Annotated in this window: 18 protein-coding genes and 1 pseudogene; 9 read left to right on the top strand and 10 right to left on the bottom strand. The window is 71.1% G+C overall.

Annotated features, from left to right (window positions below; translation table 11 throughout):
• Nucleotides 1-124: 124 nt before the first annotated feature.
• The 4 genes from ACIPYS_RS09685 to ACIPYS_RS09670 all read left to right on the top strand — a co-directional run bounded on the left by ACIPYS_RS09685 (nt 125) and on the right by ACIPYS_RS09670 (nt 7,735).
• On the top strand, nt 125-844 hold the full coding sequence (locus tag ACIPYS_RS09685; protein ID WP_400745132.1) for a DinB family protein: 720 nt from the start codon (nt 125-127) through the stop codon (nt 842-844).
• Between the two features lie 135 nt (nt 845-979).
• Nucleotides 980-1,951: a LuxR C-terminal-related transcriptional regulator gene (locus ACIPYS_RS09680; RefSeq protein ID WP_400745130.1), complete on the top strand. Its 972-nt coding sequence runs from the start codon at nt 980-982 to the stop codon at nt 1,949-1,951.
• Nucleotides 1,952-2,271: 320 nt separating this feature from the next.
• Nucleotides 2,272-2,739: a transposase gene (locus ACIPYS_RS09675; protein ID WP_400745212.1), complete on the top strand. Its 468-nt coding sequence runs from the start codon at nt 2,272-2,274 to the stop codon at nt 2,737-2,739.
• Nucleotides 2,740-2,875: 136 nt separating this feature from the next.
• Nucleotides 2,876-7,735: a beta strand repeat-containing protein gene (locus ACIPYS_RS09670; protein ID WP_400745128.1), complete on the top strand. Its 4,860-nt coding sequence runs from the start codon at nt 2,876-2,878 to the stop codon at nt 7,733-7,735.
• A gap of 1,549 nt (nt 7,736-9,284) precedes the next feature.
• Here ACIPYS_RS09670 and ACIPYS_RS09665 read toward each other — a convergent pair.
• Nucleotides 9,285-9,500 carry a hypothetical protein gene (locus ACIPYS_RS09665; RefSeq protein WP_400745126.1) on the bottom strand — a complete coding sequence of 72 codons (216 nt, stop codon included), beginning with the start codon at nt 9,498-9,500 and terminating at the stop codon, nt 9,285-9,287.
• An 805-nt stretch (nt 9,501-10,305) separates the two neighbouring features.
• Here ACIPYS_RS09665 and ACIPYS_RS09660 point away from each other — a divergent pair.
• On the top strand, nt 10,306-11,817 hold the full coding sequence (locus ACIPYS_RS09660; RefSeq protein WP_400745124.1) for a hypothetical protein: 1,512 nt from the start codon (nt 10,306-10,308) through the stop codon (nt 11,815-11,817).
• Nucleotides 11,818-12,370: 553 nt separating this feature from the next.
• On the opposite strand, the gene ACIPYS_RS09655 is transcribed toward ACIPYS_RS09660, so the two are convergent.
• The 3 genes from ACIPYS_RS09655 to ACIPYS_RS09645 form a co-directional block, all read right to left on the bottom strand.
• Nucleotides 12,371-13,903, bottom strand: a complete 1,533-nt coding sequence (locus ACIPYS_RS09655) for a hypothetical protein (RefSeq protein ID WP_400745122.1) — start codon at nt 13,901-13,903, stop codon at nt 12,371-12,373.
• Between the two features lie 313 nt (nt 13,904-14,216).
• On the bottom strand, nt 14,217-14,645 hold the full coding sequence (gene tpg / locus ACIPYS_RS09650; protein WP_400745120.1) for a telomere-protecting terminal protein Tpg: 429 nt from the start codon (nt 14,643-14,645) through the stop codon (nt 14,217-14,219).
• 67 nt (nt 14,646-14,712) lie between these two features.
• Nucleotides 14,713-14,886 (bottom strand): hypothetical protein, encoded by a 174-nt coding sequence (locus ACIPYS_RS09645; RefSeq protein ID WP_159424704.1) that lies wholly within the window; start codon nt 14,884-14,886, stop codon nt 14,713-14,715.
• Between the two features lie 51 nt (nt 14,887-14,937).
• On the opposite strand from ACIPYS_RS09645, the gene ACIPYS_RS09640 reads away from it, so the two are divergent.
• Nucleotides 14,938-15,156: a hypothetical protein gene (locus tag ACIPYS_RS09640; protein WP_400745118.1), complete on the top strand. Its 219-nt coding sequence runs from the start codon at nt 14,938-14,940 to the stop codon at nt 15,154-15,156.
• A gap of 262 nt (nt 15,157-15,418) precedes the next feature.
• Complete coding sequence (locus ACIPYS_RS09635) at nt 15,419-16,441, top strand: hypothetical protein (RefSeq protein ID WP_400745117.1); 1,023 nt, start codon at nt 15,419-15,421, stop codon at nt 16,439-16,441.
• Nucleotides 16,442-16,667: 226 nt separating this feature from the next.
• Here ACIPYS_RS09635 and ACIPYS_RS09630 read toward each other — a convergent pair whose 3' ends face one another.
• Nucleotides 16,668-17,165: a hypothetical protein gene (locus ACIPYS_RS09630; protein WP_400745115.1), complete on the bottom strand. Its 498-nt coding sequence runs from the start codon at nt 17,163-17,165 to the stop codon at nt 16,668-16,670.
• Between the two features lie 918 nt (nt 17,166-18,083).
• Between ACIPYS_RS09630 and ACIPYS_RS09625 the strand changes: the two genes are divergently transcribed.
• Complete coding sequence (locus ACIPYS_RS09625) at nt 18,084-18,953, top strand: hypothetical protein (RefSeq protein WP_400745114.1); 870 nt, start codon at nt 18,084-18,086, stop codon at nt 18,951-18,953.
• 27 nt (nt 18,954-18,980) lie between these two features.
• Nucleotides 18,981-19,253: a hypothetical protein gene (locus ACIPYS_RS09620; RefSeq protein WP_400745112.1), complete on the top strand. Its 273-nt coding sequence runs from the start codon at nt 18,981-18,983 to the stop codon at nt 19,251-19,253.
• Between the two features lie 329 nt (nt 19,254-19,582).
• Here the strand turns inward: ACIPYS_RS09620 and ACIPYS_RS09615 are convergent, their stop codons facing one another.
• From ACIPYS_RS09615 to ACIPYS_RS09595, 5 genes and pseudogenes are all read right to left on the bottom strand, one after another.
• Nucleotides 19,583-19,864, bottom strand: coding sequence for a hypothetical protein (locus tag ACIPYS_RS09615; RefSeq protein ID WP_400745110.1), 282 nt, complete (start codon nt 19,862-19,864; stop codon nt 19,583-19,585).
• Nucleotides 19,854-20,363: a hypothetical protein gene (locus ACIPYS_RS09610; protein WP_400745108.1), complete on the bottom strand. Its 510-nt coding sequence runs from the start codon at nt 20,361-20,363 to the stop codon at nt 19,854-19,856. Before ACIPYS_RS09610 ends, ACIPYS_RS09615 begins: the two co-directional genes overlap by 11 nt.
• A gap of 47 nt (nt 20,364-20,410) precedes the next feature.
• Nucleotides 20,411-20,551 (bottom strand): hypothetical protein, encoded by a 141-nt coding sequence (locus ACIPYS_RS09605; RefSeq protein ID WP_400745106.1) that lies wholly within the window; start codon nt 20,549-20,551, stop codon nt 20,411-20,413.
• 415 nt (nt 20,552-20,966) lie between these two features.
• Nucleotides 20,967-21,074 (bottom strand): annotated as a pseudogene (locus ACIPYS_RS09600) (hypothetical protein); the annotation flags it as partial.
• 272 nt (nt 21,075-21,346) lie between these two features.
• The gene (locus ACIPYS_RS09595; protein ID WP_400745104.1) at nt 21,347-24,697 is read right to left on the bottom strand and encodes a ricin-type beta-trefoil lectin domain protein; all 3,351 of its coding nucleotides are present in this window, start codon (nt 24,695-24,697) and stop codon (nt 21,347-21,349) included.
• Nucleotides 24,698-25,092 lie beyond the last annotated feature (395 nt).

Genomic DNA, 25,092 nt, shown 5'->3' with positions numbered 1-25,092 from the left:
CCTGTGGAGAACGTACGGGCCGACCACCGGCAGGCCGGAGGACGACCCGCCCAGCCGCCCAGCCGCATGCCACGGATCAAGCAGGGGGGCTGGCTTGTCGGTGGTGGGGCTTAGCATGCGGAGCATGACACGATATGTCGATGAGGATCTGCAGGGTGCGGAGTTCCGCGAGTGCGACCTGACGGGGTCGCGCCTGATCGGCGTCGTCATGCAGGATGCCGTGATCGACGGGCTCGTCACCAACCTCGTGGTGAACGGTGTCGAGGTCACCGAATACGTCGAGGCGGAGCTCGACCGGCGTCATCCGGTACGGGTGCTGATCCGCTCCGAGGACCCTGCCGATCTGCGCGAGGCAGCGCATCGGCTCCATGCCGGCTGGGCCGCCACGATCGAGCGGATCCGCCGTACGCCCGGCATCGAGCGCCGCAGCGTCAACGACGAGTGGTCGGCGGTGGAGACTCTGCGCCACCTGGTCTTCGTTCACGACTCGTGGTTCCGCCGCTGTTGTCTGGGCTCGACGGAGCTGTTCACCCCGATGGGCATCGGGCCGACCGTCGAGCCCTACCGTGGGGCGCACGGGCTTGACCTCGCGCTCGATCCATCCCTCGACGAGATCGTGAGCGTGCGTGAGGCGCAGGCCGCAGAGCTGGAGACCTGGCTCGACAAGATCACCGCCACGCAGCTCGCAGTGGCGGCGCCGGTGCCCGACGACGATGTCTGGCCGCCGTACGCCCGGGGCCGCTCGGTGCGACAGTGCCTCGGCACGGTGCTCAACGAGACATTCGAGCACCATCGCTTCTGCGGCCGCGACCTCGACCTGATCGAGGCACAGGACACTGCGTAGGGCCGACTGCGAACTCAGCATTCGGCCCGAATGGATCTTGAACGAAGCATCGAAAGAGTGTTTGATGAGGCCGAGTGTTCCGGGCGTCCGGCAGGGGCCGGCGAAACCAGACGAACCAGACGAACCGGGGGAACGATGCTCGAGGTGCTCGGACTGACCACCGCAGCCACGGCGGTGTACCGGGCCATGCTCGACCACCCCGGCTACAGCGTCGACGAGATCGCCGCCCGTTGCGCCCTGACCGTCACGCAGGTGCACGACCACCTCGACGAGCTGAGCCGGCTCACCCTCGTGCGTGTCTCCGCCGAACGCCCCGGCCAGATGCGCGCGGTGAGTCCCGAGATCGGTCTCGCCGACATCCTCGCCAACCAGGAGGCCGAACTCGCCGCCCGCCAGGCCCGGCTGGCAGCCTCGCGAGCCGCCGTGACCCGCATGGTCGCCGAGCGCGCCGAGCATCGCACCACGCATGGTGAACGTCTTCTCGGCATGGACGCCATCCACAGCCGTCTCGAACGGATGGGCCACAGCGCCACCACTGAGGTCCTCAGCAGCCAGCCCGGCAATCAGCGCGCCGAAGACCTCGCCGTCGGCCGTCTCGCCGACGCCGAGGCGCTCGGACGCGGCATCACCATGCGCACCCTCTACCAGGACGCCACCCGCAACCAGCCCCACGTCGCCAACTACGCCCACTGGCTCCTCAGCCAGGGCGGCGAGGTCCGCACCGCCCCCACGATCCCCCAGCGACTCGTGGTCGTCGACCGCGCCCAGGCCCTCGTGCCCATCGACCCGGGCGACAACCGCCTGGGCGCCCTGTACGTCACCGAACCCGGCATCCTCGCCGCTCTCCTCGACTTCTTCGAACAGGCATGGAGCACAGCTGTACCCCTCGGTGCCGCCCACACCGACGACCCCCAGTGCGGCCTCACCCCCACCGAACGCGAACTCCTGCGCCTGCTCGGCACCGGCCTCACCGACGACACTGCGGGCCAGCGACTTGGCATCTCCTCACGGACCGTCGGCCGCCACATGTCCTCCATCATGGAACGCCTGGGCGCCAGCAGTCGTTTCGAAGCCGGCATCAGGGCCGCACACAATGGGTGGCTCTGAACCGCCAACGACGCCCACGAGCCCTTCCAGAAGGAGACCCCGCCCCTGCCGTGTCGGGCATCCCGCGTACTTGGAAGGTGCGCGGCCGCGTCCAGGTGGTCGGCGAGCCGGATCAGGCCCCTTCGGACCTCGTCGGCCGCGCGGTGGGCGGCGATGCGGCGTCCGGCGTCGAACAGCAGCCCCTGAGACGGCCCGGCTCAGTAGGCTTCCGTCGGTGACCCGGTTGGTGGACTGCCTGCGCGCGGCGGTTCGGCTTTGGTAAGCCGTCAGCATGGCGCGAGGCGATCCCACCGACGAGCAGTGGACCCTGATCGAGCCGCATCTCCCCCGTCGCTGCGGTCGGGCCTGTCCCCGACCTGCGGAAACACTTCAACGCGGTGATGTGGCGCTTCCGGGTCGGCAGCCCGTGGCGCGACCTGCCGGACGAGTTCGGGCCCTGGCGGAGCGCGTACGACCGGTTCCGGGTCCGGTCCAAGCAGGGCACCTTTCAGCTGATGACGGAAGCGGTGATCGCCGAGGCGGCGGCCCGTGGCGTGGTCGACCTGGGCCCGGTCAGCGCGGACTCGGCGACCTCGCGGGCCCACCACCATGCCGACGGGACGGCCGGGGCGGCCCGCGTCCGGTGGCGGCGCGCCGGACGGAGCGTCAGGTCGGAGGGCGGCACCCCTGCCGGTGGCGGTGCGTGGGATCCGGAGCTGATGGTGTGTCGGCCAGATCGGGTCTGTTGCAGGGCTGGACGAATGACGGGGCCGTTTCGGGCACTCTGTTCCAGCGCGAGAGTGGGATAAGCATCCGATCGCACAAGTCCGTGCGGTTGTGACGGCCGCTGCCCGGCCCCGTTGCTCGGAGTTCTGGATGTCCGCACACCAAGGCCACACCTGGCGAGCCTCGCTCGCTGCCCCGGTACGACGTTCACTCGCGGGCATGGCCGTCGCCTCGATACTGGTCGCCTCGGCGCTCGGCCCCCTGATGGACAGCCCGCCGGCGCAGGCCGCAGTACCGCTCCCCGAGTGCGTGGCCGACCCTGGCTTCGACCACTGTGCGGCCTTCGGCTACCGGAACGAACCCCACTCCTTCACCGTGCCCGAGGGTGTCTCCGCCGTGACCGCCAAGGTCTGGGGCGCGGGCTCCGGCGCGAACGGCGAGCGCGCGGGCGCGGCCGGCGAGTACGTCACGGGTGTGCTCGCCGTCGACGGCGACCGTACCCTCACCGTCTCCCCCGGCCTGGGCGGCCGGGCGGGGGTCTCCGCTGCGGCGGGGACCCCCGCGCAGCAGGGCGGGGCCGGAGGTCGCTCCCGGGTCCGGGTCGCCGGTGCCAACGCCGGCAGCGACGTCGCCACCAAGGCCGCCGGCGCCGACGCGCGCGAGCAGCCGGCCAAGTCCTCGCTGACGGCCGCCGGCGGGGCCACCGCCGCGAAGGCGCCCGGCGCCGAGGCCCCGCACCGCGACGAGGCGCAGTACGTCGCCGGGATCGCCGCCGGCGGCACCGCCGAGGTCGCCCGGGGAGCGGGCGGCAACGGCCTGGTCGTCCTGGAGTGGTCCGGCCCCGCGGCCACCAGGTCGGTGGCCGACCGCCGGGCGGGCGGCAGCAGCGACGCCGGCACCGACACCGACCGGGCGGAGTCCCCGTCGCCGAGCGCGCCGGGATCGGCCTCCGCCACGACCTCCACGGCCGCCGCGTCCGCGTCCGCCTCTGCGGAGCCGGGTGCCCAGCCCTCGTGGTCCGGTGCCACCGCCCGGGCCACGGCGGTGCCGTCCGGTGCCGCCACGGCGACGCCCGACGGCACCGCCCGCTCGGCGCCCGCCCCGGGCGCCACCGGCACGGTCCCCAAGGGCCGGGCCCCCGGTGACCCGCTCGACTGCACCGGCAACGTCATCTACGCCTACCAGCGCGGCGCCGACGCCACGGCCAACGGCACCCTGCTGGCGCTCAGCGCGCCCACCCTGGCGGGCCCGACCCCGACCAGCGTGACCGCCACGGCGATCAGCACCGTCCCCGGAGCCGGCTTCGCCAACGCGCTCGGCATCGCCGGCGGCGGCACCGCCGCCTACCTGGTCCGGCAGACCCCGCTCGTCGCGGGCTCGGTCGACGTCTACGCGTACAGCACGGCCACCAACACCTGGACGACCTTCACCGGCAGCGCGACCGGACCGGCCGACAACTTCGTCGCCGGCGCCGTCGACCCCGCCAACGGCATCTACTACTACGCCGACTACACCAACGGGATCGCGACCCTCTACGGCTTCGACACCGCCACCAACACCGCGATCCCCGGCATCGTCGCCACCTTCCCGCTGCCGATCAGCGCGACCGGCGGCTCCAACGGCGACCTGGCCTTCGACGCCGCGGGCAACCTCTACGCCCTCAGCTCGCTCGGCACCACCGCCGCCATCGGCCGCGTCGACGGCCCGCTGCCGACCACCGGCTCGGCCACCGGGACCCCGCTCGCCTCCACCACGGTCAGCGTGATCGACAACCCGGGCTCCAACTCGTACAACGGGATCGCCTTCGACAACGCGGGCCACCTGTTCGTCGAGTACACGGACGGGACGAACACCTACCTGAAGGAACTCGACCCGAACACCGGTGCGCTGATCAGCGGCCCGAAGCCGTACTCCGACAACGCCTTCCTCTCCGTCGACCTCGGGGCCTGCTCGACCAACCCGACGATCGAGCTGCAGAAGGACGTGGTGGGCCGCTTCGTCTCCTCGGCCTCGTCGAACGACCAGTTCACGCTGTCGGTCACCGGCGGCGGCATCGACACCGGCAACACCGCGACGACCACCGGCACCGCCACCGGCGTCCAGCCGGTCACGGTGGGCCCGCTGATCGCGGTCTCCGGCACGACCTACACGCTCGGCGAGAGCGCGGCGGCCGGTGGCAGCCTCGCGAACTACACCACGACCTACAGCTGCGTCGACACCGCGAACGGCGACGCGCCCGTCGCCTCCGGGAGCGGCACCTCGTTCGCCCTGCCCTTCCCGCCGACCGTCTCCGGTTCCCACAGCCCGGCCGTGCTCTGCACGCTCACCAACACGCCCGTCGCCCAGTCCCCGGCGATCACGATCGTGAAGTCCGTGGACGCGACACAGCTCACCACCGCCGGACAGGTCCTCACCTACGGCTTCCTGGTGACCAACACCGGCAACGTCACACTGACGAACGTGTCGGTCAGCGAGACCGCGTTCACCGGGAGCGGCACCGCACCGGCGGCGGTCTGCCCGGCCGGCGCCACCTCCCTCGCCCCCGGTGCGTCCGTGCTGTGCACGGCCACCTACACGGTCACCCAGGACGACATCGACCGCAGCACCCTCGACAACACGGCCGTGGCCACCGGCACCCCGCCCTCGGGCCCGCCCGTGACCTCGCCGCCCTCGTCCGCCCACATTCCGAACACCCCGGCGCCGGCGCTCACCCTGGTGAAGACCGCGGACCCGACCACGGTGACCGCCGCCGGCCAGAGCGTGACGTACAGCTTCCGCGTCACCAACACCGGGAACGTGACGCTGCGGAACCTGACGGTGAGCGACACGGCGTTCTCCGGCACCGGCACGCCGCCGGTGATCAGCTGCCCGGTCGCGGTCCTCGTCCCCGGTGCCGCGACCACCTGCACGGCCACCTACGCCGTGACGCAGGCGGACATCGATGCCGGGCAGGTCACCAACTCGGCGACGGCGACGGGCACCCCGCCCACCGGCCCGCCGGTGACGACGCCCCCCTCCTCCGCGATCGTCACGGCCACCCGGGCCCCGGCGATCACGATCGTGAAGTCGGTGGACCCGGGCACGGTCGGCGCCGCCGGCCAGGCAGTGGCATACGGGTTCCTGGTGACCAACACCGGGAACGTGACGCTGACGAACGTGTCGGTGTCGGAGACGGCGTTCTCCGGGACCGGCACGCCGCCGGTCATCACCTGCCCGGCCAGCGCGGCCTCGCTCGCGCCCGGCGCGTCGGTGACCTGCACCGCCCCGTACACCGTCACCCAGGCCGACGTGGACGCCGGTAGCGTGACCAACTCGGCCGTGGCGACCGGGACCCCGCCGACCGGTCCGGCGGTCACCTCGCCGCCCTCCAACGCGGTCGTGATCGCCATGCCCACCCCGGCCCTGACGATCGTCAAGTCCGTGGACGCGACGCAGTTGACGGCGCCGGGCCAGGTGCTGGCCTACTCGTTCCTGGTGACCAACACGGGCAACGTGACACTGACGAACGTGTCGGTCACCGAGACGGTCTTCACCGGCAGCGGCACCGCCCCGGCCGTGACCTGCCCGGCCGGCGCCGCCTCCATGGCCCCGGGCGCGTCGGTGACCTGCACCGCCTCGTACACGGTGACGCAAGCCGACATCGACCGGGGCACCATCGACAACACGGCGGTCGCCACCGGCACCCCGCCGACCGGCCCACAGGTCACCTCCCCGCCGTCCTCGGCGAGTGTGCCGAGCACGAAGACCCCCGCGCTGACCGTCGTGAAGTCGGTGGATCCGGCGACGGTGACGGCTGCGGGTCAGAGTGTGGCGTACGCGTTCCTGGTGACGAACACAGGGAACGTGACGCTGACGAACGTGTCGGTGTCGGAGACGGCGTTCTCCGGGACCGGCACGCCGCCGGTCATCACCTGCCCGGCCGGCGCGGCCTCGCTCGCGCCCGGCGCGTCGGTGACCTGCACCGCCCCGTACACCGTCACCCAGGCCGACGTGGACGCCGGGAAGGTGATGAACACGGCGGTGGCGACGGGTACTCCGCCGTCCGGCCCGCCGGTCGCCTCGCCGCCGTCGGACGCGGTCGTTACGGCGACCCCGACGCCTGCGCTGACGATCGTCAAGTCCGTGGACGCGACGCGGCTGACGGCGCCGGGCCAGGTGCTGGCCTACTCGTTCCTGGTGACCAACACGGGCAACGTGACACTGACGAACATGTCGGTCACCGAGACGGTCTTCACCGGCAGCGGCACCGCCCCGGCCGTGACCTGCCCGGCCGGCGCCGCCTCGATGGCCCCGGGCGCGTCGGTGACCTGCACCGCCTCGTACACGGTGACGCAAGCCGACATCGACCGGGGTTCGGTGATGAACACGGCGGTGGCCACGGGTACGCCGCCGACCGGCCCGCCGGTCACCTCCCCGCCGTCGTCCACCAGCGTGCCGGACACGCCGACCCCGGCACTGACCATCGTGAAGTCGGCCGAGCCCACCAGGGTCACCGCCGTCGGCACGACGATCGCCTACGCGTTCCTGGTGACGAACACGGGGAACGTGACACTGACGAACGTGTCGGTGACCGAGACCGCGTTCTCGGGTTCGGGCACCGCCCCGACGGTGACGTGCCCGGCGGGTGCGGCGTCGTTGGCGCCGGGGGCGGCGATGACGTGCACGGCGTCGTACACGGTCACGGAGACGGACCTCGCCGCCGGACGGATCACCAACACGGCGACGACGACGGGTACTCCGCCGACCGGTCCGCCGGTCACCTCCCCGCCGTCGACCGTCACGGTGACCACCGTGCCGCCGACCGTCACGACGTCGCCCTCCCCGTCGCCGTCGACGACGCCGTCCCCCTCACCGTCGACCCCGGCTCCGAGCGGGACACCCTCCGCGTCCCCGAGCAAGCACCACGGGAACGGGCACGGCCACGGGACGCCGGGGCACTCGCCGTCCTCCGGTGGGCAGCCGCTGCCGGACACCGGTTCGCCGGTGGGCGTGCTCGGCCCGATCGCCCTGCTGCTGTCGCTGGTCGGAGCGGGGCTGTACACGGCCAAGCACCGGTCGCGCCGCGGCCGGCACGAGTGAGGGCCCCGTGAGGTAGTCCGGTGCCGGTCCGACCGGCACCGGTGAGACGGTCCCCCGGGCACGACGTCCCGGGGGACCGTCACCGCTACGCCCCGGCCGGCGCCGCCCGCAGGGCAGGCGACCGCGCGGCTGTCACCGGACCGTTACGGCAGGGACGGGCCGGGTGACAACGGCCACCGCCACGAACCGGTCCCGCCCGGCGCGATACCACGCTCCCGCCCAGGCGCAGGAACGAACCGGCCGGAAGACGACGACTCCCGGGACGGGGCCCGACGACGCATTCGCCGTCGAGCCCCGTCCGCGCGAGTCGTGGACCGCGTGGCTCGTGCGGTGGGCCTCGTTCGACGAGAGGCTCTTCGAGGTGATCACCGCCCGGCCCCTACGGGTGATTGCGTAGGTGCACTGGACGCTGGGACAGGACCAGTGCTCGGCCTTTCTCCAGCCCGCGCCCCATCCCCGGACGAGGCGGCCCAGGGCGTCGTAGACCAGGTCGGTCCGCTTGCCGTTGGGATCCACGGTCGCGGTGGTGACTCCCCGGCGAGGGTCGAACTCGCTGGTGACGGCATGGCCGAGCGGATTGGACCACGCTGCTTCCTGCCACCCCGGTGCACCGTTCCGGCCCGGTTCTCGGCCGCTGGTGGCACCGTCGTCGCCGACGGAGCGGCGGTGTTCGGGCGGGGAGGTCGGCGTGGGACGGCCTACGACAGCGTCCGGCGCGGCGCCCGACTGCGCTGCTGCCGAGCGGCCCGGCCGGTGCTCGACGAGCACGGACGCCGGCTGCCGTGCTCGAACCGCCGGGGGCCCGGCCGGACGGCCGGGGTACCGCCATGGGCGCCGGCCCGCTCCGCGTACCACCGGGCGCCACGCCCACGAACGGGCACGCGAACGTGGTGCGGTGACCGGCGCACGACCGCCGGCGCACACCCCGGAGTGCACTGCTGGGCGGAGAAGACGGTTCCCGCTCGACTCACGAGTAGCGCCGGCAGGGGCCGGTCACCCCTCGTGCCAGCGGCAGGAACTCACAGTGGGGCGGCACCGGACCGAGGTGCCGGTGTCGTGCCGGCCGAGGAGCCCGGCGGTGCTGAAGCGGACAGGGCATCTGGTGAGCATGCCGCCCTCCGCGGTGGAGCCGGGGGGGTCATCGTGGCAGGAGACCCAGGAGGAGGGATCCCGAGACGAGGAAGGAGCAGTGGGTGCCGACCAGGAGCACCCACTCCATGGGCTTCGCACGCCACTGACTGCGGAACATCAGTACCCACTCGTTCACGGCGGAGCCGACCGCGAATCCCAGTAGCGGGAGCCACAAGGCGCTCCACCAGGACCAGATATCAGCGTACTTGAGCACGACGAGGAGCGCACCGCACAGTGTTGCGGTCAGGAACCACCCCGGTTCCCGCTCCTGTTCGCCCGTACGTTCCGTTCGCGCGGAAAACGTCAATTGAGACCCTGCTTTGTGAAGTAGTCGATATTTTCGTCACTCACAGGTGACGGGGCGTGCCGCAGGGGGTGCCTGTGGCACGCCCCGTCACCTATCCGATCAGCCCGGCCGTCAGTGGAAGACCTGCCAGATTCCGTAGAGGTTGGAACCCACGTTCGCGATCGTCAACGGGGCCTTCACAGCCCAGGACAGGCTGTCGTACCACTTCTTGAAGGCCTCGAACGATCCCCCGACAGCCTTGGCGAAGCCCGGGACCTTCTTCAGCAGCTTGACGAAGCCGTCGAACTTGCCGGTGACGGCCGCCTGGCCGGTGGCGATCGACTCCAACTCCGCGCGCTCTGAAGTGCTGTACAGGACCGGCGAGTTCAGCAGGCCGGTGGCCAGCGACCGGATCGCCCGCTGCTGGTCCGGCGTCGTGACGGTGACAGCAGGGCGCTCCGGAGCGCCGGTGCTCGCCTGCGCGGCAGTGCCACCGACCCCCAGAACGATCGGCGAGTACGGCGGCGCCGCCGAGGCGCACCGTGGTGCGGTTCATGTATTCTCCCTTTGTTTTTATCGAGGGGTAGGGCTGGACGACGGGTCGTGCGGCCGATAGGCCTGGAAACTCTTCGGCCCCGCGCTCGCGTTCAGCCTCAATCCCGCGGCAACTGTCCTTTTGGCATTCGCATATGAATGGCCGTCGGACCGAGCTCTGCTCTGTGGAAGAACGTAGTGCATCGCTTCCGGATTGCCCATGGAACTTCTGTCATGAACCGGATAACTGGACAGGTGGCGGGTTCGCCTCCGCCGATCGGCGGGGAGGGCACCGCTGCTCCGCATCCGGTCATCACTGTGATCGCGGCTCAGAAATAGCCACGTGGACGAAACCTCGGTCGGTCGGTAGCGCCCGCCTCGACGCCGCCACCTTCGAAGACCGGCAACGGTCACACCCGCGTCACCGTTCCGTCGGTCGTCGACTCCTTCATCTCCTTCATCGCCCGCGACGCCATCCTGGCCGGCGCCACGGACCGCGGCCTCACCAAGGACCGGGAGCGTCCGGCGGGCCGCTCCCGACGCCGGCTCGGGCGGAAGCCGGGCGGGGGTCGAGAATTCCTGAGGACACCCCACGGCGTATGCAGCAGGATGACGCAGTGTGAAACCCGCGCTGCTCGGCCTCGCCGTGAACCCCAACCTCCCGTCCCACCTGGTCGACCGGCTGATCGACCAAGCGGACGAGGATCTCGCCTGTGAGCTGGCGCTGCGTGTGGACCTGAACCGCGCTCAGGTCCGCACGCTGGCGACTCGGTCCGAGGCGGCCGCCGTCCAACTCGCCTACGGCGGCCAGCTGCCGCCGGAGGACGTCGACCCGGCCTCGCAGCCGCTGGCCGCACTCGCCCTGCTCGACCAGGGGACCGGGCCGCCACAGTGGGGCCGGTACTTCGCCGCGGATCCGCGCGTGGAACACCGTGAGAAGCTGGCCGCGTGTCCCGGGCTCCCGCCGGACGTGGCCCGAAGCCTCGGGGACGACCCCGACATCCGGGTCGTCGCCGAACTCGCCCGATGGGCCCCGACCCACCTGGCCGCCGAACTCGCGCCGCATCCGCACGCGGAGGTCCGCCGCGCGGTCGCCGGCAACGAGGCGACGCCACCGAAGCTGCTGGCGGCGCTGCTCACCGGCGAAGGCATACCTCCGGTGCAGTTGTGCCGGGTCTGCGACCAGGAGCGGGTTCCCTTCGCCCATGCCCCGGACTGCCCCCGCGCCGACTGCCGGCTGCTGCCGGGGGACGCATGCGACGGATCCCACCAGTCCGCCGTACACGACATCCGATGGCAGGCACTGCACAACCCGGCCACCCCGGCGCCGGCCGTGGCCCGGTTCGTCGACCACCCGTCGGCGCTGCTGCGTGAACTCGTCGCCGCACGCGAGGGCCTGCCACAACAGGCGTACGCGCGGCTGGCCGGGGATCCGATGCCGGGGGTCCGCGCGGAACTGGCGAAGAACCCGTCGATCGACGAGCCCCTGGTCCGCAGGCTGGCCCAGGACTACGGCCACGACGTCCAGCGGTCGCTCGCACACCACCCGAACCTGCCCCTCGACGTCCTGGCGCAGCTCGCCCGCTCGACCAAGCTCGGCTCCCCGCTGCTCCCGCGCATCGCCGCGGCCACGCCCCCCGAGGTCGCCGGCCTCGCCACGGCGGCCGACCCGACCCTGCGCATGCTGGTCGCCCTGCGCCGCGACCTGCCGGACGCGATCCGCGACACGCTCGCCCGTGACTGCGACGCGAAGGTCCTCAACGCGATCGCCCCGCACCCAGGTCTCACCAAGGACCAGCTGCTCGCCATGATCGACCGCCACGGCCCCCGCGTGGCCGCGAAAGCTGCCACGAACCCCGACGCGACCGCGATCGTCCTTGAGCAACTGATCCGTCAGCCCGCTTCCGCACGCAAGGCCTTCCGCGAGATCGCCCGCCACCCGAACACCTCACTCCCGGCGCTCCTCGCCTGTCTGGCCGACCCTCAGGCCCGCCCCGTCGCAGCCGCCCGTCCAGAACTCCCTCCCGCCGTCCTCGTCAGCCTGCTGGCCGACGAGGACTGGCAGGTCGCGACGGCCGCCGCCGCCAATCCCTCCCTCCCCACAGACGCGATGAGCGCGCTCCTGCCCTGAGCCGCAGGCCGCTCGTCCTCTCCTGGCTGTGAGCGACGGCCTGTTCGATCTCCGCCACGAACGTTCCCGAGCTGGTGTCCGCGCCGGCCGACCCCGACGTCCTGCGTGCCCGCCGCCGGACGCTGACGCCGGCGACCACCCAGGTCGCGATCCGGTGCTCCATCTCCTCCATCGTCAGCAGCGGCCCGCATGCCGGATCCGCGCCGCGGTCGGCGACGTCCACGCCCGTCGGCTCGGCCTTGACTACCGGCGTTGCTCGCGGACACCGGCCTCCGCGGTGCGCTGGCGGGGTACGGGGCGGCGGGTGGCTGGTGCTGCAGTGGGCCGAGCGCGGGCGCGCCGGCCAGAACCTGGGCGGGCGGCTGGTCGGGATCGTACTCGTCGACGAGGACGCCGGTGCGCCGATCGGTCCGGCCCGGGCGATACTGCGCGTCCTCCTGCACGCCCTGGACGCGCTTCCCGCCTCACCGGCTTCCTACGGCCGGTCACCCAGGCTCGGCGCTCACAGGCCAAGACGAACGGCATCGGGTCGGTGCCGTGTACGGGAGGGCCCTTACGTGGTGACGGAACAGATGAGGATTCGGCCGTCGCGGGTCCCGATCAGTAGGCGACCCGGTTGGGAGACAGTGAGTGCGGTGGGTATCGCGGTCACGTTGCCGAGGGTGAGACGGTGGCGCCAGAGCACGGTGCCGTCGTCGAGGTCGAGGGCGACGATCTCACCGTCGTCGTAGGTGATGAAGGCGGTGGTCGAGTCGGTGTCCAGCGCGGTGGCGTTGCAGTCGGTGAGGAAGACCCATCGCGGTGTTCCGTCCGAAGCTTCGCGGCGTACGACGAACGAGTCACCGGGCTGACGGCTCTGCCTGAAGACGGTGCCGGCGTGGATCAGGCTTCCGTCTGCGGCCTCCACGCCCGGTCCGCCGAAATGTTCTTCATCGGGGACCCAGGAGTAGGGGAACAGGCGCAGCCCGTCCGTCTTCTTCGTCTCGGTCGGCCGGTCGGGCCCTCGTCCGGACTTCAGCTCGGCGGTGGCTACCCATGGAATTCCAGGATGTGAACGACGAGTGCCCTCCTTCTTCACGTAGGACAGGAACCAGGCGCGGCTGGCGTGCCGGATGTGAAAGGGGTACTTGGCGGCAACGGGTACACCCCGGATTCGGTACCCGGACGGGGCGAGGAGTGGATCGCCGTCCGCCGCTCTCGACAGCGATACGTAGCCGGACGGTTCGGCCTGGTCCACTTCAGCACCGTCCGCCAGGGACAGCCGGACCAGAGACTGTGTGCGCCGGTTGTGTCCTTCGGGGCGTACGAGGGAGACCCAGGCCGTGTTCTCGTCCCGGGCCACGGCGATCTCGCGGCCCCCTTCTTCGTCCGGGACGGCCCATTCCCGTGTTCCTGACGGGAGCCAGCACTCCAGCTGCACTCCGCCGAGCGTGGCGAGGATCCGGCCGTCCGAGAGCTCCTGGACCGCCTGCACAGTGAGACGCGGATCCCAGTCCGGGCCCAGCTCGCTCACCAGCTGGTACGCGGCCGCCCTGCCCTCGGGGCGCGGCGCCGGTATCCGGGGGCCGACCAGTTCGTGGGGGGCGATGGACCCGGGCGCAACCGACGTCCAGTCGGGCCGGACGACCACAGCGGTGTGGCCCTGGGTGTGCGCTTCCCCGTCCTGCCAGTCATCGGGCGGGGCGATGAGCAAGCGAAGTCGCTGCTCGTCGAGCCACTCCAGCTCCAGGACCTGGCGCCCGCTCCAATGCTCGAAGGCCGAGACGGACGTTCCCGTCTCCAGATTGAGCAGGAGCAGGTCACCGGAGAAGAAGTACCCGCCGTCGTACGAGCCGGTTCCGACTGCGAGCAGCGGCAGCGTGGGGTGGAAGGCCATCGCCTGCACCACGTCGCGGGAGCGGATCAGTGCGCGGCAGGACAGGGTGGCACGGTCGTAAACGCCGACCGTCGGGTGCTTGGAGAAGCTGTGCGTCCCTGCCACAGCGAGCAGGCCCCGCTGGCCGTCAGCCACAGTGAGGGCGGGGTGGCCGATCTCGGCAAAGGATCGGGCGCCCAGAATCCGGTCGACGGAGAACGAGTAGGTCATGGGAGATGTTCGCATCCTCTGGAGAGGCGGAGACCACTGCGGGCAGCAGCAACCGCCGCGTGACCGCTGCCTGGCAGCGCGGACGCATGCTCGGAGCGGACCGCTCAACTCGCCGACTCAGCCGCTCAGCCGCTCAGCCGCTCAGCCGCCAACTGAAGGGCTCAGTCACACCGGACGGTCGGCGCAGCGGTGCGGCCTGGCCCTACAGCTCGAGGTCCATCCAGGCGACGTCGTTAGGTGCGACTTCCAGGCCGCGGGCGCGCCCGCCCTGGCGGAAGCAGTGCTCGCCGAGGGCTTCGGCGAGGATCTCCTCCTACTCGGCCTGGCCGGCTCCGGCGTCGCGGGCGGCAAAGAGGCGACGGGCGACCTCCCCGGGCATTTTCTGCCGCAGGACGCGGCCGTCGCGCGGGTTGTCGGTGGACTTGGGACCGGACTTGAAACCGAAGGAGCCGCAGATGTGGAGGGTGAAGCCGTTCTTCTCGGCATCGCGCCGCACCCGCTGCTTCACCCACGGCTGCCAGGCGGCGCGGACCTTGGCCTCGACGGCATTCGCGGCGGCCGGCTCGGGGCCCTGGCCCTTGAGCCAGCGTTGCACGGTGCGTTGGGACACGCCCAGGTCAGCGGCCAGGGCCTTGGTGGAGCCGTTGGCCCCCTTCAACGGGAACCGCATCCGCGCCGGCACGGACTGCGAGATCGGGCGGGTGCGCTCGGCGCGCTCCAGGCCCTCGTCGATCTCCCCCATCGGGCTCTCCTTCCTCGGGGTGGCCGCGGTGGTGGCCGTCCGGCGGTCGGCGCCGGGCGGCCGGGGTTCAGCAGCTCCAGCCGAGGAGGGCGAGGCGGTGGCCCCGCTCCTCGAGGTCGCGGCGGGAGACGGCCTCCTCGCGGGCGTGGACCAGTGGCAGCACCAGGTCACCGCCGTCGCCGCCAGCGGTCGGGACGTCGTTCCACACGCCGCCCTCGTCGTCCAGCCACAGAGCGCCCACTTGTCATGCTCCGCTCACGCGCACGCTCTCGGGCTCTGCTGCACAGCGACGGTGGCGCGCACGACGGCGACCCTCGCCGGCGACTGGAACGGCACCGGCACCACCCAGGTCGGCGTCTACCGGGCTGCCGGCAGCGTCTTCCACTTCCGCGGCGCCGCCCCCGACGGCTCCACCACCTCCGTCTCCTACGGCGACAGCGGATTCCCCGTCACCGGCGACTGGAGCGGCACCGGCAGGACGACCCAGGGCATCGCCGTCCCCGGCCGGTGAGGCCCCAGCACCAGCCCAGGTGGACGCCGTCGGCACCGGCAAGCCCCCGACCGCGGAGCAGCCGACCGTGGACCAGTCGCGCCGGGCTCCGCCAGCGGTGCCGAAGGAGCGCGTCCGGCCGCCTTCCGGAGGATTGTCGGTCGGCAGTCAGCAGTCGGCAGTCGAATGACTGATGCGCCGCCGCGCCGGCGAGTGCGAGCGTCGGTCGAGGCCCCGCACGGCAGTGGGGCCTCGACCGACAGGGAAGAAGAGGGAACCGGACATGCGCGATCTTCCGAAGCGGCGGCTCCTGCCGGCTGTGGCTCTGCTCACCTCGGTCTCGGTGGCGTTCCTGGGGGTCTCCTCGGCCCACGCCTCCCAGCCCGGGGAGGGGAGCGACTGGGCGCACGAGACCGTGGGGGGAAACTACGTCACCACACCCGGGGCGATGGCGGAGTCCCGCGACCCGAACAACAACAACCTCCTCCAGGTGTGGCGGACGACGAGCAACACCATCCACGTCTCGGTCGGCCACGGCCAGGAGGTCGAGCTGGCCGGGGCCACCACGTACGCGGACCCGGCGCTGGAACTTGCGGTCTCGAGCGGGCAGTCCTCGACGTTCCGGGTCTTCCACACCGGGACCAACGGATTCGTGTTCCACACCGAGGTGACGGTCAACGCCGGGAGCCAGACGCCCCAGGTGCGGCCCGGGTGGACCCAGGTGCCCAACGGCGTGGCGACGCCGAACACGATGGCCGTGTCCGTGGTCGCGCTCCCCAACCGCAGCACCCTGATGGCCTTCCGGGGTTCCAGCAGCGACGAGAACTGGAGTGCCTTCCTCGACGGGACGTCGAACTCCTGGAACAACCCGACCCGGATCACCGATGCGAGGAGCAACGCCCCTCTGCACCTCGAGATGGACCTCAGCTCGTGGAACCTCCACTGGCGGGGCACCATCATCGGCACCTGGGTCGGCACCGACCGTCAGGTCAACGTCATCCGCCAGACGTACGGCCAGAGCAACTGGTGGGGGCACGAGATCCTCGCCGGCATCCAGGGCGAGGGCTCGCCCTCCGTGGCGATCACCGACAACGGGGAGGGCCAGGTGGCCGTCCGCCGGGCCGGCGACAACCGGATCGCCCTCACCCGCGTCAGCGCCAACGGCGGTTGGCAAGGTGGATGGGACATGGAGCGCAACGGCTTCACCGCCCGCGCCTTCGCCCTGTTCGCCTACCAGGCGGCGATCTACGTCCTGGCCACCGGAGGCAATGGCCGGGTCGACTGGAAGCAGACCCGCCAGTACTGACCACCACCCACGGCCCGGAAGGGCGGTCCACCGCGCCGGGATGCCCGCAACCGCAGGTCGTCCCGCCGGATGTTCGGAGCCGGACCTCGAACGGCAAGCTCAGTGGCGGTGTCTCGACCTTGCCGTGGCTGGTCCGGCGCGGCATCGCGGCCAGGATGCGATAGTGCCGTTCGTTTCAGCGTCACGGTGACGCTGAAACGGACGGCACTTGGCGTGCGGGACGTACTCAGCGGTTCCGGCGAAGCCGTTCTTCGGCCTCGGCCGGCGTGTCGTAGTAGCCGGGCCGGGCCAGGAGGACCGTGGTGAAGTAGTACCCCTGCTCGTCCTCTGGATCGTCGTCGGTGGCGAACGGGCGCCAGAAGCTCAGGAGCAGGTCGGGGGCGATGAAGCAGCCCGGTTCGTCAGGGTCTGCGTGAACTGCCGTGTGCTCGCGCATTCGGGTGACCACCTCCCGGGCCGGCAGGGCGAAGACGTCCACGTTCCGGAACGTCACGCAGTCGGTGGCATCGCAGGGGCGGCTCAGTTCGACCGATTCGAGGAGGCCGCGGGTGCAGTGAATGCTGATCATGAGCCCACTGGGCCTGAAGATGTGCTGTCCCGGACGGTCCGACTCCGACACCGACGAGAGATCGCGGAGCGAGTCCAACGCGACGTCGGCCGCCTCCCGGCTCATGCCGATCTGCAGGGGGCCGATGCCGGTCGGCGGAGCGAGTTCGAAGTCCATGCGGTCATGATGCCAACGCCCGCCGTCAGCGGTCCGGTGGGGCCCAGGCTGCGGTCATGCCGCCCGACCGCCCGGGCCAACGGTAGTGGCAGTGCGGGTTGTTCCCTGCTGGCGGGCCAGCCGTCGCGGCAGGTCCCGTCGGCGGGCCGGCCCCGTCGGACGCCGGCGACGGCCGCGCGGTAGGCGGCGGCCTCGTCCTCGAGCATCGCGGCCGTCGAGAGGCCGAAGTCGGGGGCCGGCAGGGCCGGCGTCGCACGGGGCCCGACAAGGCCGGCGTCGCGCGGGCCCGGCCGGGACGGCTGCAGCGGTTCGACGGCGTCGCCCAGGTCATCGTTGTCGGGCCGCACGGGGTGCCGGCGCGGGTGCTCGCAGGCGTCCTTCGGCAGCGGTCGTCGGGGTCGCCGCTCCGGTCGGGCGTGCCCTCACAGGAGACGGCCGGGGCGGCGAAGAGGGCGTCCGGGGTCGAGCCCCGGTGCAACCGGGCCGCCGCTGCGCGAACCCCGCAGCCCTCGACGGTGAAGGCGTACGGCTCGGTGCCCCGCTCGGCGACTGAGAGATCAAAGGTGTTGCGGGGAGTGGAAGCGTCGGACAGGTTCCTCCGTGTTCCATGATCAGAGTCAGAAGCCCCCAACCGGCGGTAGCGGGACCACCCGGGTGGCTGGGTCGAACCCGCTGAGAGGGGGCTACCGCAGGCCGTTCCGTGTGGGAGAACCTGGTCCTCGCCTCGCTGTCGTCCGCGAAGCCTCGAGGTGTCTTCTGACGCCATTCCGCTGTTCCCCCCATTCCGTTCCGAATCCCGGCACGCCTGACAACAGCGTGTCCCGAGGTTCGGTGCTCAGTGCATACGAATCGAGTTCTGAAGTGCGTACGTCGTTCCGCCGTTCCCTCACGCCTGCGGCCACAACCGTGGGCGCCTCGGTGGCGGTCTCCGTGTTGCTGGCGTCCGGCCAGGCGATGGCCGCCGCTCCCGTCCCGGACGCGGACAGCCAGGCCGCCCGCACGGCGGCCGTCGTCGAGGCGGCGACCGGCACCAGCGACATCGCCCCGGCCCCGGCCCCGGGCACCACCGTCCCCCAGCAGTCCACCGCAAACGTCAAGGCCGGCACCGCGACTGGCCACGCCGTATCCATCACACTCCCCAGTGCCAGGAACGTCACCGGTGCCACAGCCGGCAAGAACACCACCGTCTACCCCGGCGCAGCCCAGGCCACCGACCTCGCCGTCCAGCCCACCACCGACGGTGGCATCCGTGCCCTGGCTGTCCTCAAGGACGCCACCGCACCGCGGGAGCAGCGCTACGACATCGGCCTGCCCGACGGCGCCCGCCTGGTCGAGCTCGACAACGGCGCCGTCGCCGCCATCGCCGAGAGCGGCACCCTCCTCGGCGGTTTCGACACCCCCTGGGCCAAGGACGCCAACGGCAGGCCCGTGCCCACCAGCTACCGGCTGGAGGGGAATACCCTCGTCCAGACCGTCCAGACCGACAATTCCACGGTTTTCCCCGTCGTTGCCGACCCCAAGTGGTGGGACAAGACGAAGGAGATCGCGAGCGGTATGGTCGGCGACACGTGGAACTCCATGAAGTGCGGTGGCGCGCTGGGTGCCGCGTTCATTCCCGGTTCGTCCGCCTACAAGGTGATCAAGAATGCCGGCGGGGTCAAGAAGGTCCTTGCCACCCTTGCCAGCGTGGACACCAAGAAGGGGGCCCTCTCCGCGCTCGGAAGCGGCGGATCCACGCTGTTCGGGATCAAGTCGATCAAGACCGCGTGCTTCGACAACCTGAAGTGATCGCCGTACTTTCCTCAAGGGACCTCCGTGAAAAATCTCGACGCAGACGGCACGAGCCAACGGTCGGGCCCCTGGCGCGGGGCAGCCGTGCTGGCGGCCGGATACGCCGTCTTCTATATGCCGTTGGCCTATTTCATCGGCCGGCCGATCAGTCTGCGGTGGTTGATCTGGCCCGCGCTGGCAGTAGCCGGCGCGACGTTCATCGCCGACCGGAAGGGCATCGGTGACCGCCCCTGGTTCGTCAGGACGATGACACTACTCATCGTCGTGGTCGCGATCGTCGGCACGCTCCTGTCGTGACACAACGCCGTACCCGCGGCGACCGCGGCCGAGACCTCCGGACCGTGGAGAGACAGATCGGTGCCCATGGGCAAGAACTGGCGGAGCGAACGGTCCGGCTACACCGGTACGCGATGAACGGCGCCGCTCCGGTCCGCACTGCTGGTACGGCCCGGCTCCGGTGCCGCTCGCGGGACCGTCGGCAGTAGGCGACCCCGTAGCCGGGCGAAGGCGACCGGCACCGGCCGGGACCGGTGCCCATACGGGCGAGGCGGCCCGCGACCGGTGTCGCGGGCCGCCCGGGCACGACGTGTGTCAGCGGCAGTCGAAGATCGCCGCGGGGTGGATCGTCACGCCTGTGCGCGGTGGCGGGAGTAGTGGCTCGGTTCCACCGTGGCCAGGCCCCAGAACAGCGCGGTCGTCGGCACCAGCTCCGGGGGCTGCTCCAGCACTCCGGCACCCATGGCCGCGACGGCCGCGACGGCCGCGACCGGCGTGCCGGCACCCGGCGCGACAAGATCCCCGAGCGCTCCCAGGCGCGTGGTGCGGCCCCATCCGGCCCGCAGGAATCCCCGGCCGACGGCTCGCCGAAGGGCCGAGGCACCGGACGGGAAGGGCCTCTCAGAGCTCAATCCTCGAACTCCCCGGTTCCGTGTGGGCGGACGGCGGGTCGGGCACGGGGTCGTACGCCGGGATCTGGGTTTCCGGCATCGTCACCCGCTCCGTTCCCACCACGTCGGGCACCGGCCCGACGTAGTCACCGCGGTGCGCGTGCCCCCTCCCATTGCTGCTCGGGTTCGTACTGTATTCGGCAGCCGCCCGGGCTCCGTTCTCATCGTCGTCGAAATTCATGACGAACACACGATGGCTGATCGTCTCGGCGATCGACCAGGGAACGATGTACTCGTCCACCCCGCCACCGGCCGTGTCATCCACCCGCAGGACGATGCCGCGTTCCCCGAGTGCGTCCATGAGGGGCTCGTCCCCGGGAATGCCGAGGACGGACTTGATCTTGTTGATGGCCTCCGTGTCCCTCTGGTCCTCGCCCGTGGACTCGACGAGTTCCTTGTCGACCGGCATGACGCTGACACGCTCGACCCGCACCTCGACGACGGCACCCGCGGTCGCCATGTGCGTCTGGTCATAGGCGTAGGCAGCCGCCCCACGACGGGTGGGGCTCAGATATAGAACGCCTGCCACTCCGGGCTGCCATGGCCCTGATGTCCGGCACGCCTGATCCCCGCCCGGATGTTCTCCGCATCCTGGCGGCTCTTGCACCCGTGGTAGCCCTTCACCTCTGTGTCTTCGATGATCGGCATTCTCGCCCTCCGTACTGGTGTGGCCGCTGACCACCGGCCCGTTCGGCCCGGCAGGCCCCCGGATCAATCATGTCCAGGAGATCCCGCCGGGAAAGAGAATGCTCGCTTTCCGACAAGAATCACCGCCCCCGGCCGGAGAGGCTTCAAATGCGGAACCCTCTGCCAGGTGCCCGCCCCGCCGAACGGCCGGCCCCAGACCCGCACCGTCCTGTACGCCGCCGTCGCCACACCCCCCGCCGGCCACGCTGGCCGGCCCCGGGCAACCCATACCCAGCTGGTCACGCCGGACTTCATCGACCTGATCGGAGGCGTGAGCTGCCCCGAGTTTCGTGGAGTCCCCGTGATCGTGTGATCAAGCGACTTGCTGGCGTTGTTCGGGCCTCGTCCGGTAAGCGCCCAGGCAGGCCGCAGCTGGGCCGCGCCCGGCGCGCTGGAGGTGCAGGCTCATCGGGGCGAGGTCGCGGACGAGCAGATCGAAGTCCCCGTCGAGGGACTGCTCGACGACCTGGGTCGCCACGACCACGGGCGACCCGGGCGGCCAGGAGCCATTCGACGGCCGACCCCCGCGCAGGCGGGGATGATCCGGTCAGGGGTCTGACGGGCGGGGCTGGTGTCCGGGCGGGGCCGGCCGACGTCAGCCTCGACCTCGACCGGTGGGAGCACCTGCGCCTCATCGCCGCCGAACCGGCTCTGCGCGTCGTCGAGGGCCTCGTCGGCACGCCGTCGCCATGCCGGTCGGGCGGGGAAGCCGGAAACCGGCTTCCCCGCCCCACTGCTGCGTACGCAAGGCCGGTGCTACGGATTGCGCTCAGGTTGGATGGTCCACTGCTGGTTGGCCTGGAGGGTGGGGCAGTCCCAGATGCCGACGCGGGTGCCCTGGTCGGTGGCCCAGCCGGGGAGTTCGAGGCATTTGCCGGCGGGGTTGTCGGCGGGGTCGACGGTGGCGGGCAGGTAGATCCGGCCGTCGGGTCGCATGGCCCACTTCTGCCCGGTCTTGCCGGTGCAGGTCGCGAGGACGACGGGGGCGCCGTCGCCGAGGACGTTGTCCTTGGTGGACAGGCAGTAGCTTCCGCCCCTGATGGTGCCGTCGGTGGCGAAGCTGAACCGCTGGTTGGCGGTCTGCCAGCAGCCGTGGATGGCGGCTTCGGCGCCGTCGCGGGGGCCTCCGACGGCGTCCAGGCACTGCTGGCTCACGCTGTTGGGGTGCACGGAGACGCTGGCGTCGGCGTAGCCGACGAGCTGCCAGTTGTCGAAGCCGTCGACCTTGTTCGCCGTGCCGTCGCTGCTCTTTCCGGGGAAGACGGCGATGGCGTTGGTGTTGTCGACGACCCAGAGGTCGGGGTGGCCGTCGTTGTTGAGGTCACCGGCGCCGATGCGCGGGTGACTGTCGGGACGGAGTCCGGAACCGGAGAGGATCAGGGTGCCGGCGTCGGGCTTGGTGAGGGCCGTGTAGTCGACCGTGCCGTCCGTGTTCCAGGCCAGTGGGTAGGCGTAGATGTTGCCGTCGGTTCGGTTGCGTGCCCAGAGGGTGGTCTGGTTCGCGGCCGTCTTGGTGAGGGGGTTGGTGGTGGCGCCGTTCGCCGCGCCGGGGTTCAGGAGTTCGTAGTCGCTCCAGCTGCCGGAGGCGGTGGGGATGAGGGTCGCGCCGGTGAGGAGGTTGCCGGCGGGGGTGTAGACGAAGAGGTTGTTGTTCTCCAGGGTCATGATGGACGTCTGGGTGGTGAAGACCGTCTTGGTCGGGTCGCCGACCTTGGGTCCGACGGCCTCGCCCTTGGGTGTGCCGAGGGCGAGCACCTGGGAGACGTTGTTCCACCCGGCGGTGCTGTAGCCGGGGCACGGCGTGGTGGTGCCGTAGACCGTGCAGCTGGTGGGCCGGGTCGGGGCGATCGGGGTGGTCTGGTCGAAACGTCCGGTGCCGTCGTTGGGGATGACGTAGAGGACCTTCTTCAGTTCCTCCGAGGCCCCTGTGTAGTGGACGACGAGCTGGTCGACGGCCTGGCCGGCGAGGAGGGCACCGTGGTGGCTGATCCGGTAGTCCGCCCAGGTCGCGCCGTACTGGAGGTTGCCGGGTGCGGCGGCGGCGGGTGCGACCAGGGAGTTCATCGGGTCGACGGTGCCACCGATGATCTTCAGGTCGCCGTTCTTGTCGCTGAGGACGATGTCCGGCTGCTGGTCGTTGGTGACGTCACCGAACAGCGGCTGGGTACCGGGCTTCCACGGCGCGTAGAAGTTGTACACGGCAGGCTGGCTGTAGTTGCCGGCGTTGTCCATGGCCCAGGCGTACAGGGTGTTGGTGCCCCAGCGGCGCGGCTGAAAGTCGTAGGGCTGTCCGGGCGAGATTGTGTCGTTCTGGCCGCAGCGCCAGCCGACGACGGGGGTCGGATCGGTGCTGACCCGCAGGCAGGCGATGCCGGAGGCCTGCAGACCCGCGCCGGGGGCGGGGTCCTCGCCGTTGATCCAGAACCTGCCCCAGTCGTTCATGTACTTGGCCGGGCTGGGGTTGGGGGTGCCGGAGGGCGGGAAGTCGGTCGAGCCGATGCTGACCCGGGGGTTGGTCCTGTCCACCCGGAAGTAGCACCAGGCGCTGGAGGGCGAGGTGAGGAGCTCGTCGGTGGAGCGGGCGAGCCAGCCGTACTGGTGTCCGTCGGACAGCGATCCGACGCCGACCGTCGGCCCGGGGTCGTTGTAGCTTCCGCCCCATGATCCGGGTACCGCAGTGAAGTTGGGGTCGTTGTCGTCCCACATCTGGTAGCCGGTGTAGAGGGGCTGCCCTGCGGGGGACCAGCTGTTGGCGGTGAGGTGGATGTTCTGGTTGTTGCCGACCCACCCGGGGTTGTCCCAGGGGCGGATGCCGCCGCTGGTGCACTCGGCCGTGCTGTTGTTGCCGGCGAACCCGGGCGCGGGCGAGGTGCGCGGGTACCAGATCGTCGGTGCGATGTCGTAGGTCGTGGTGATCGAGGGGTTGTTGGCGAGGTGGTGGCGGTAGAGCTTCTCGAACTCGTTGCCCTGCGGGGCGATCGCCGCGGTCCACCAGGGCCACTGGCCGTCGACGGCCTGCTTCATCGTCGCGGTGACGTCGAAGGCCAGTGGGCCGGTGCCGGCCAGCCACTTCGTGTCACTGGCCTCGGGGCAGTTCTGCATCACAACCCTGCCGTCGTTGCCGCAGGGCTGGCTGTTCCAGCTGGTGTGCTCGTGGATCGGGCCTGGGGCCGAGTACACCACGAACGGTGTGCCCGTCCCGGGGCTGGAGGCGGCGGTGACCTGGGCGTTGAGGGTGGAGCTGTAGATGGTCGGGGCGCTGTCGGCGCCGCCCGGCTTGGTGTGGAGGGCCGGGTTGATGCCGAACTGGAAGTAGGCACGCTGGCGGCCGAGCGTTCCGCAGTCCAGGTTCGGGTCCTTGCTGCGGTAGCCGCAGTAGCCGGTGGCGAGGTTCGACTTCTTGTTGAAGTTCTCGGCCCCCTTGTGGTTCTCCTGCACCTCCACCGAGCCCTGGGACGAACTGGTCGCCGCCACCAGGGAGGGATCGAGGTACCACGGACCGTCACCCGACCCCAGGGCCTCCGGGTTCGGTGTCAGCTCGATCGCCGCGGGCGTCACCTTGGTGGCGATTGCGGCGACGTTGGCGCCGTCGCCCGGCTCCTCCGCGATCGACGGGGTCCCGGTGGCCCCGGTTGTCCCGGTGACGGCTTCGGCCGGTGCGCCGGCAGAAGCGGCCGCGACGGACCGCGTGGCCCGCTTGCCGGTGGCGGAGGAAGCAGCGGGCTTGCTGGAGTCCCACTGAAGGGGGGCCGGGGAGCGGAAGCGTATGGAGCCCCGGTCGTCGACGACCGTGATGCCACCGGCCTGATCGGCGGAAACGGACAACCCTTGTGCGGAGACCGGGAAGGTCAGTGACTTCAGGGCCGGGCTCTCGGCAGCCTCCTTGGTGCGCACGACGATGACGTCCCGCCACCCGCCCTGGGGCAGGGAACTCAGACGCAGGTCGACACCGGGAAGCACATCGGTGTACACGGCGTCGGCGCCGGACACCGACGGCTTGGGCAACGGGAACGGCGCTTTGACGGCGAGGCTCCTGCCGTCGTCGGTGGTGACGGTGGCCATCGGTCCGGTGCCGCCGCCGGAGAGCCTCAGCCCGATCGTCGACACGGCCGGGCTCAGGCTCCCGTCGGCGTTGGCCCGCAGCGTCGGATCGATGTCCGCCCAAGCCCCGCCGCGCCTCGTCCGCACGGTCTGCGCGTTGTCGGTCGTGGTCAGCGTCCCGTTGGGATTGGCGACGGTCGTCGAGACCTCGGTGGTCAGCGCCTAGACGGCGACGGGCTTTCCGGTCGACCTGGCCTTGGTCATCGCGTCCAGGAGCGCCTGCTGCTCGGCCGGACGAGACGGTGCAGGCGTCGGTGGGACCAGCGGTGCCGACCCTGCGGCGGGACCGTGGCCCGGGCCGGAGGCCGGAGCAGCAGCCAGTGCGGTGGGAGCGGATATCAACCCCAGTCCCAGGGCGAATCCGACTGCCAGAGCCGTCAGCTGACCGGTCTTTCGGCGTC

Origin of the sequence: Kitasatospora sp. NPDC089913 (genome assembly GCF_044748625.1) — a bacterium.
GTDB lineage: Bacteria > Actinomycetota > Actinomycetes > Streptomycetales > Streptomycetaceae > Kitasatospora.
The sequence above is the reverse complement of the archived record's forward strand: the minus strand, read 5'-3'. Positions and strand labels throughout refer to the sequence as shown.

Excerpts from the sequence above, each read along its gene's own strand:
- ACIPYS_RS09685 (WP_400745132.1), top strand. The coding sequence starts at position 125 with ATGACACGATATGTCGATGAGGATCTGCAGGGTGCGGAGTTCCGCGAG.
- ACIPYS_RS09680 (WP_400745130.1), top strand. The coding sequence starts at position 980 with ATGCTCGAGGTGCTCGGACTGACCACCGCAGCCACGGCGGTGTACCGG.
- ACIPYS_RS09670 (WP_400745128.1), top strand. The coding sequence starts at position 2,876 with ATGGCCGTCGCCTCGATACTGGTCGCCTCGGCGCTCGGCCCCCTGATG.
- ACIPYS_RS09655 (WP_400745122.1), bottom strand. The coding sequence starts at position 13,903 with ATGACCTACTCGTTCTCCGTCGACCGGATTCTGGGCGCCCGATCCTTT.
- tpg (WP_400745120.1), bottom strand. The coding sequence starts at position 14,645 with ATGGGGGAGATCGACGAGGGCCTGGAGCGCGCCGAGCGCACCCGCCCG.
- ACIPYS_RS09635 (WP_400745117.1), top strand. The coding sequence starts at position 15,419 with ATGCGCGATCTTCCGAAGCGGCGGCTCCTGCCGGCTGTGGCTCTGCTC.
- ACIPYS_RS09630 (WP_400745115.1), bottom strand. The coding sequence starts at position 17,165 with ATGGACTTCGAACTCGCTCCGCCGACCGGCATCGGCCCCCTGCAGATC.
- ACIPYS_RS09610 (WP_400745108.1), bottom strand. The coding sequence starts at position 20,363 with ATGGCGACCGCGGGTGCCGTCGTCGAGGTGCGGGTCGAGCGTGTCAGC.
- ACIPYS_RS09605 (WP_400745106.1), bottom strand. The coding sequence starts at position 20,551 with ATGCCGATCATCGAAGACACAGAGGTGAAGGGCTACCACGGGTGCAAG.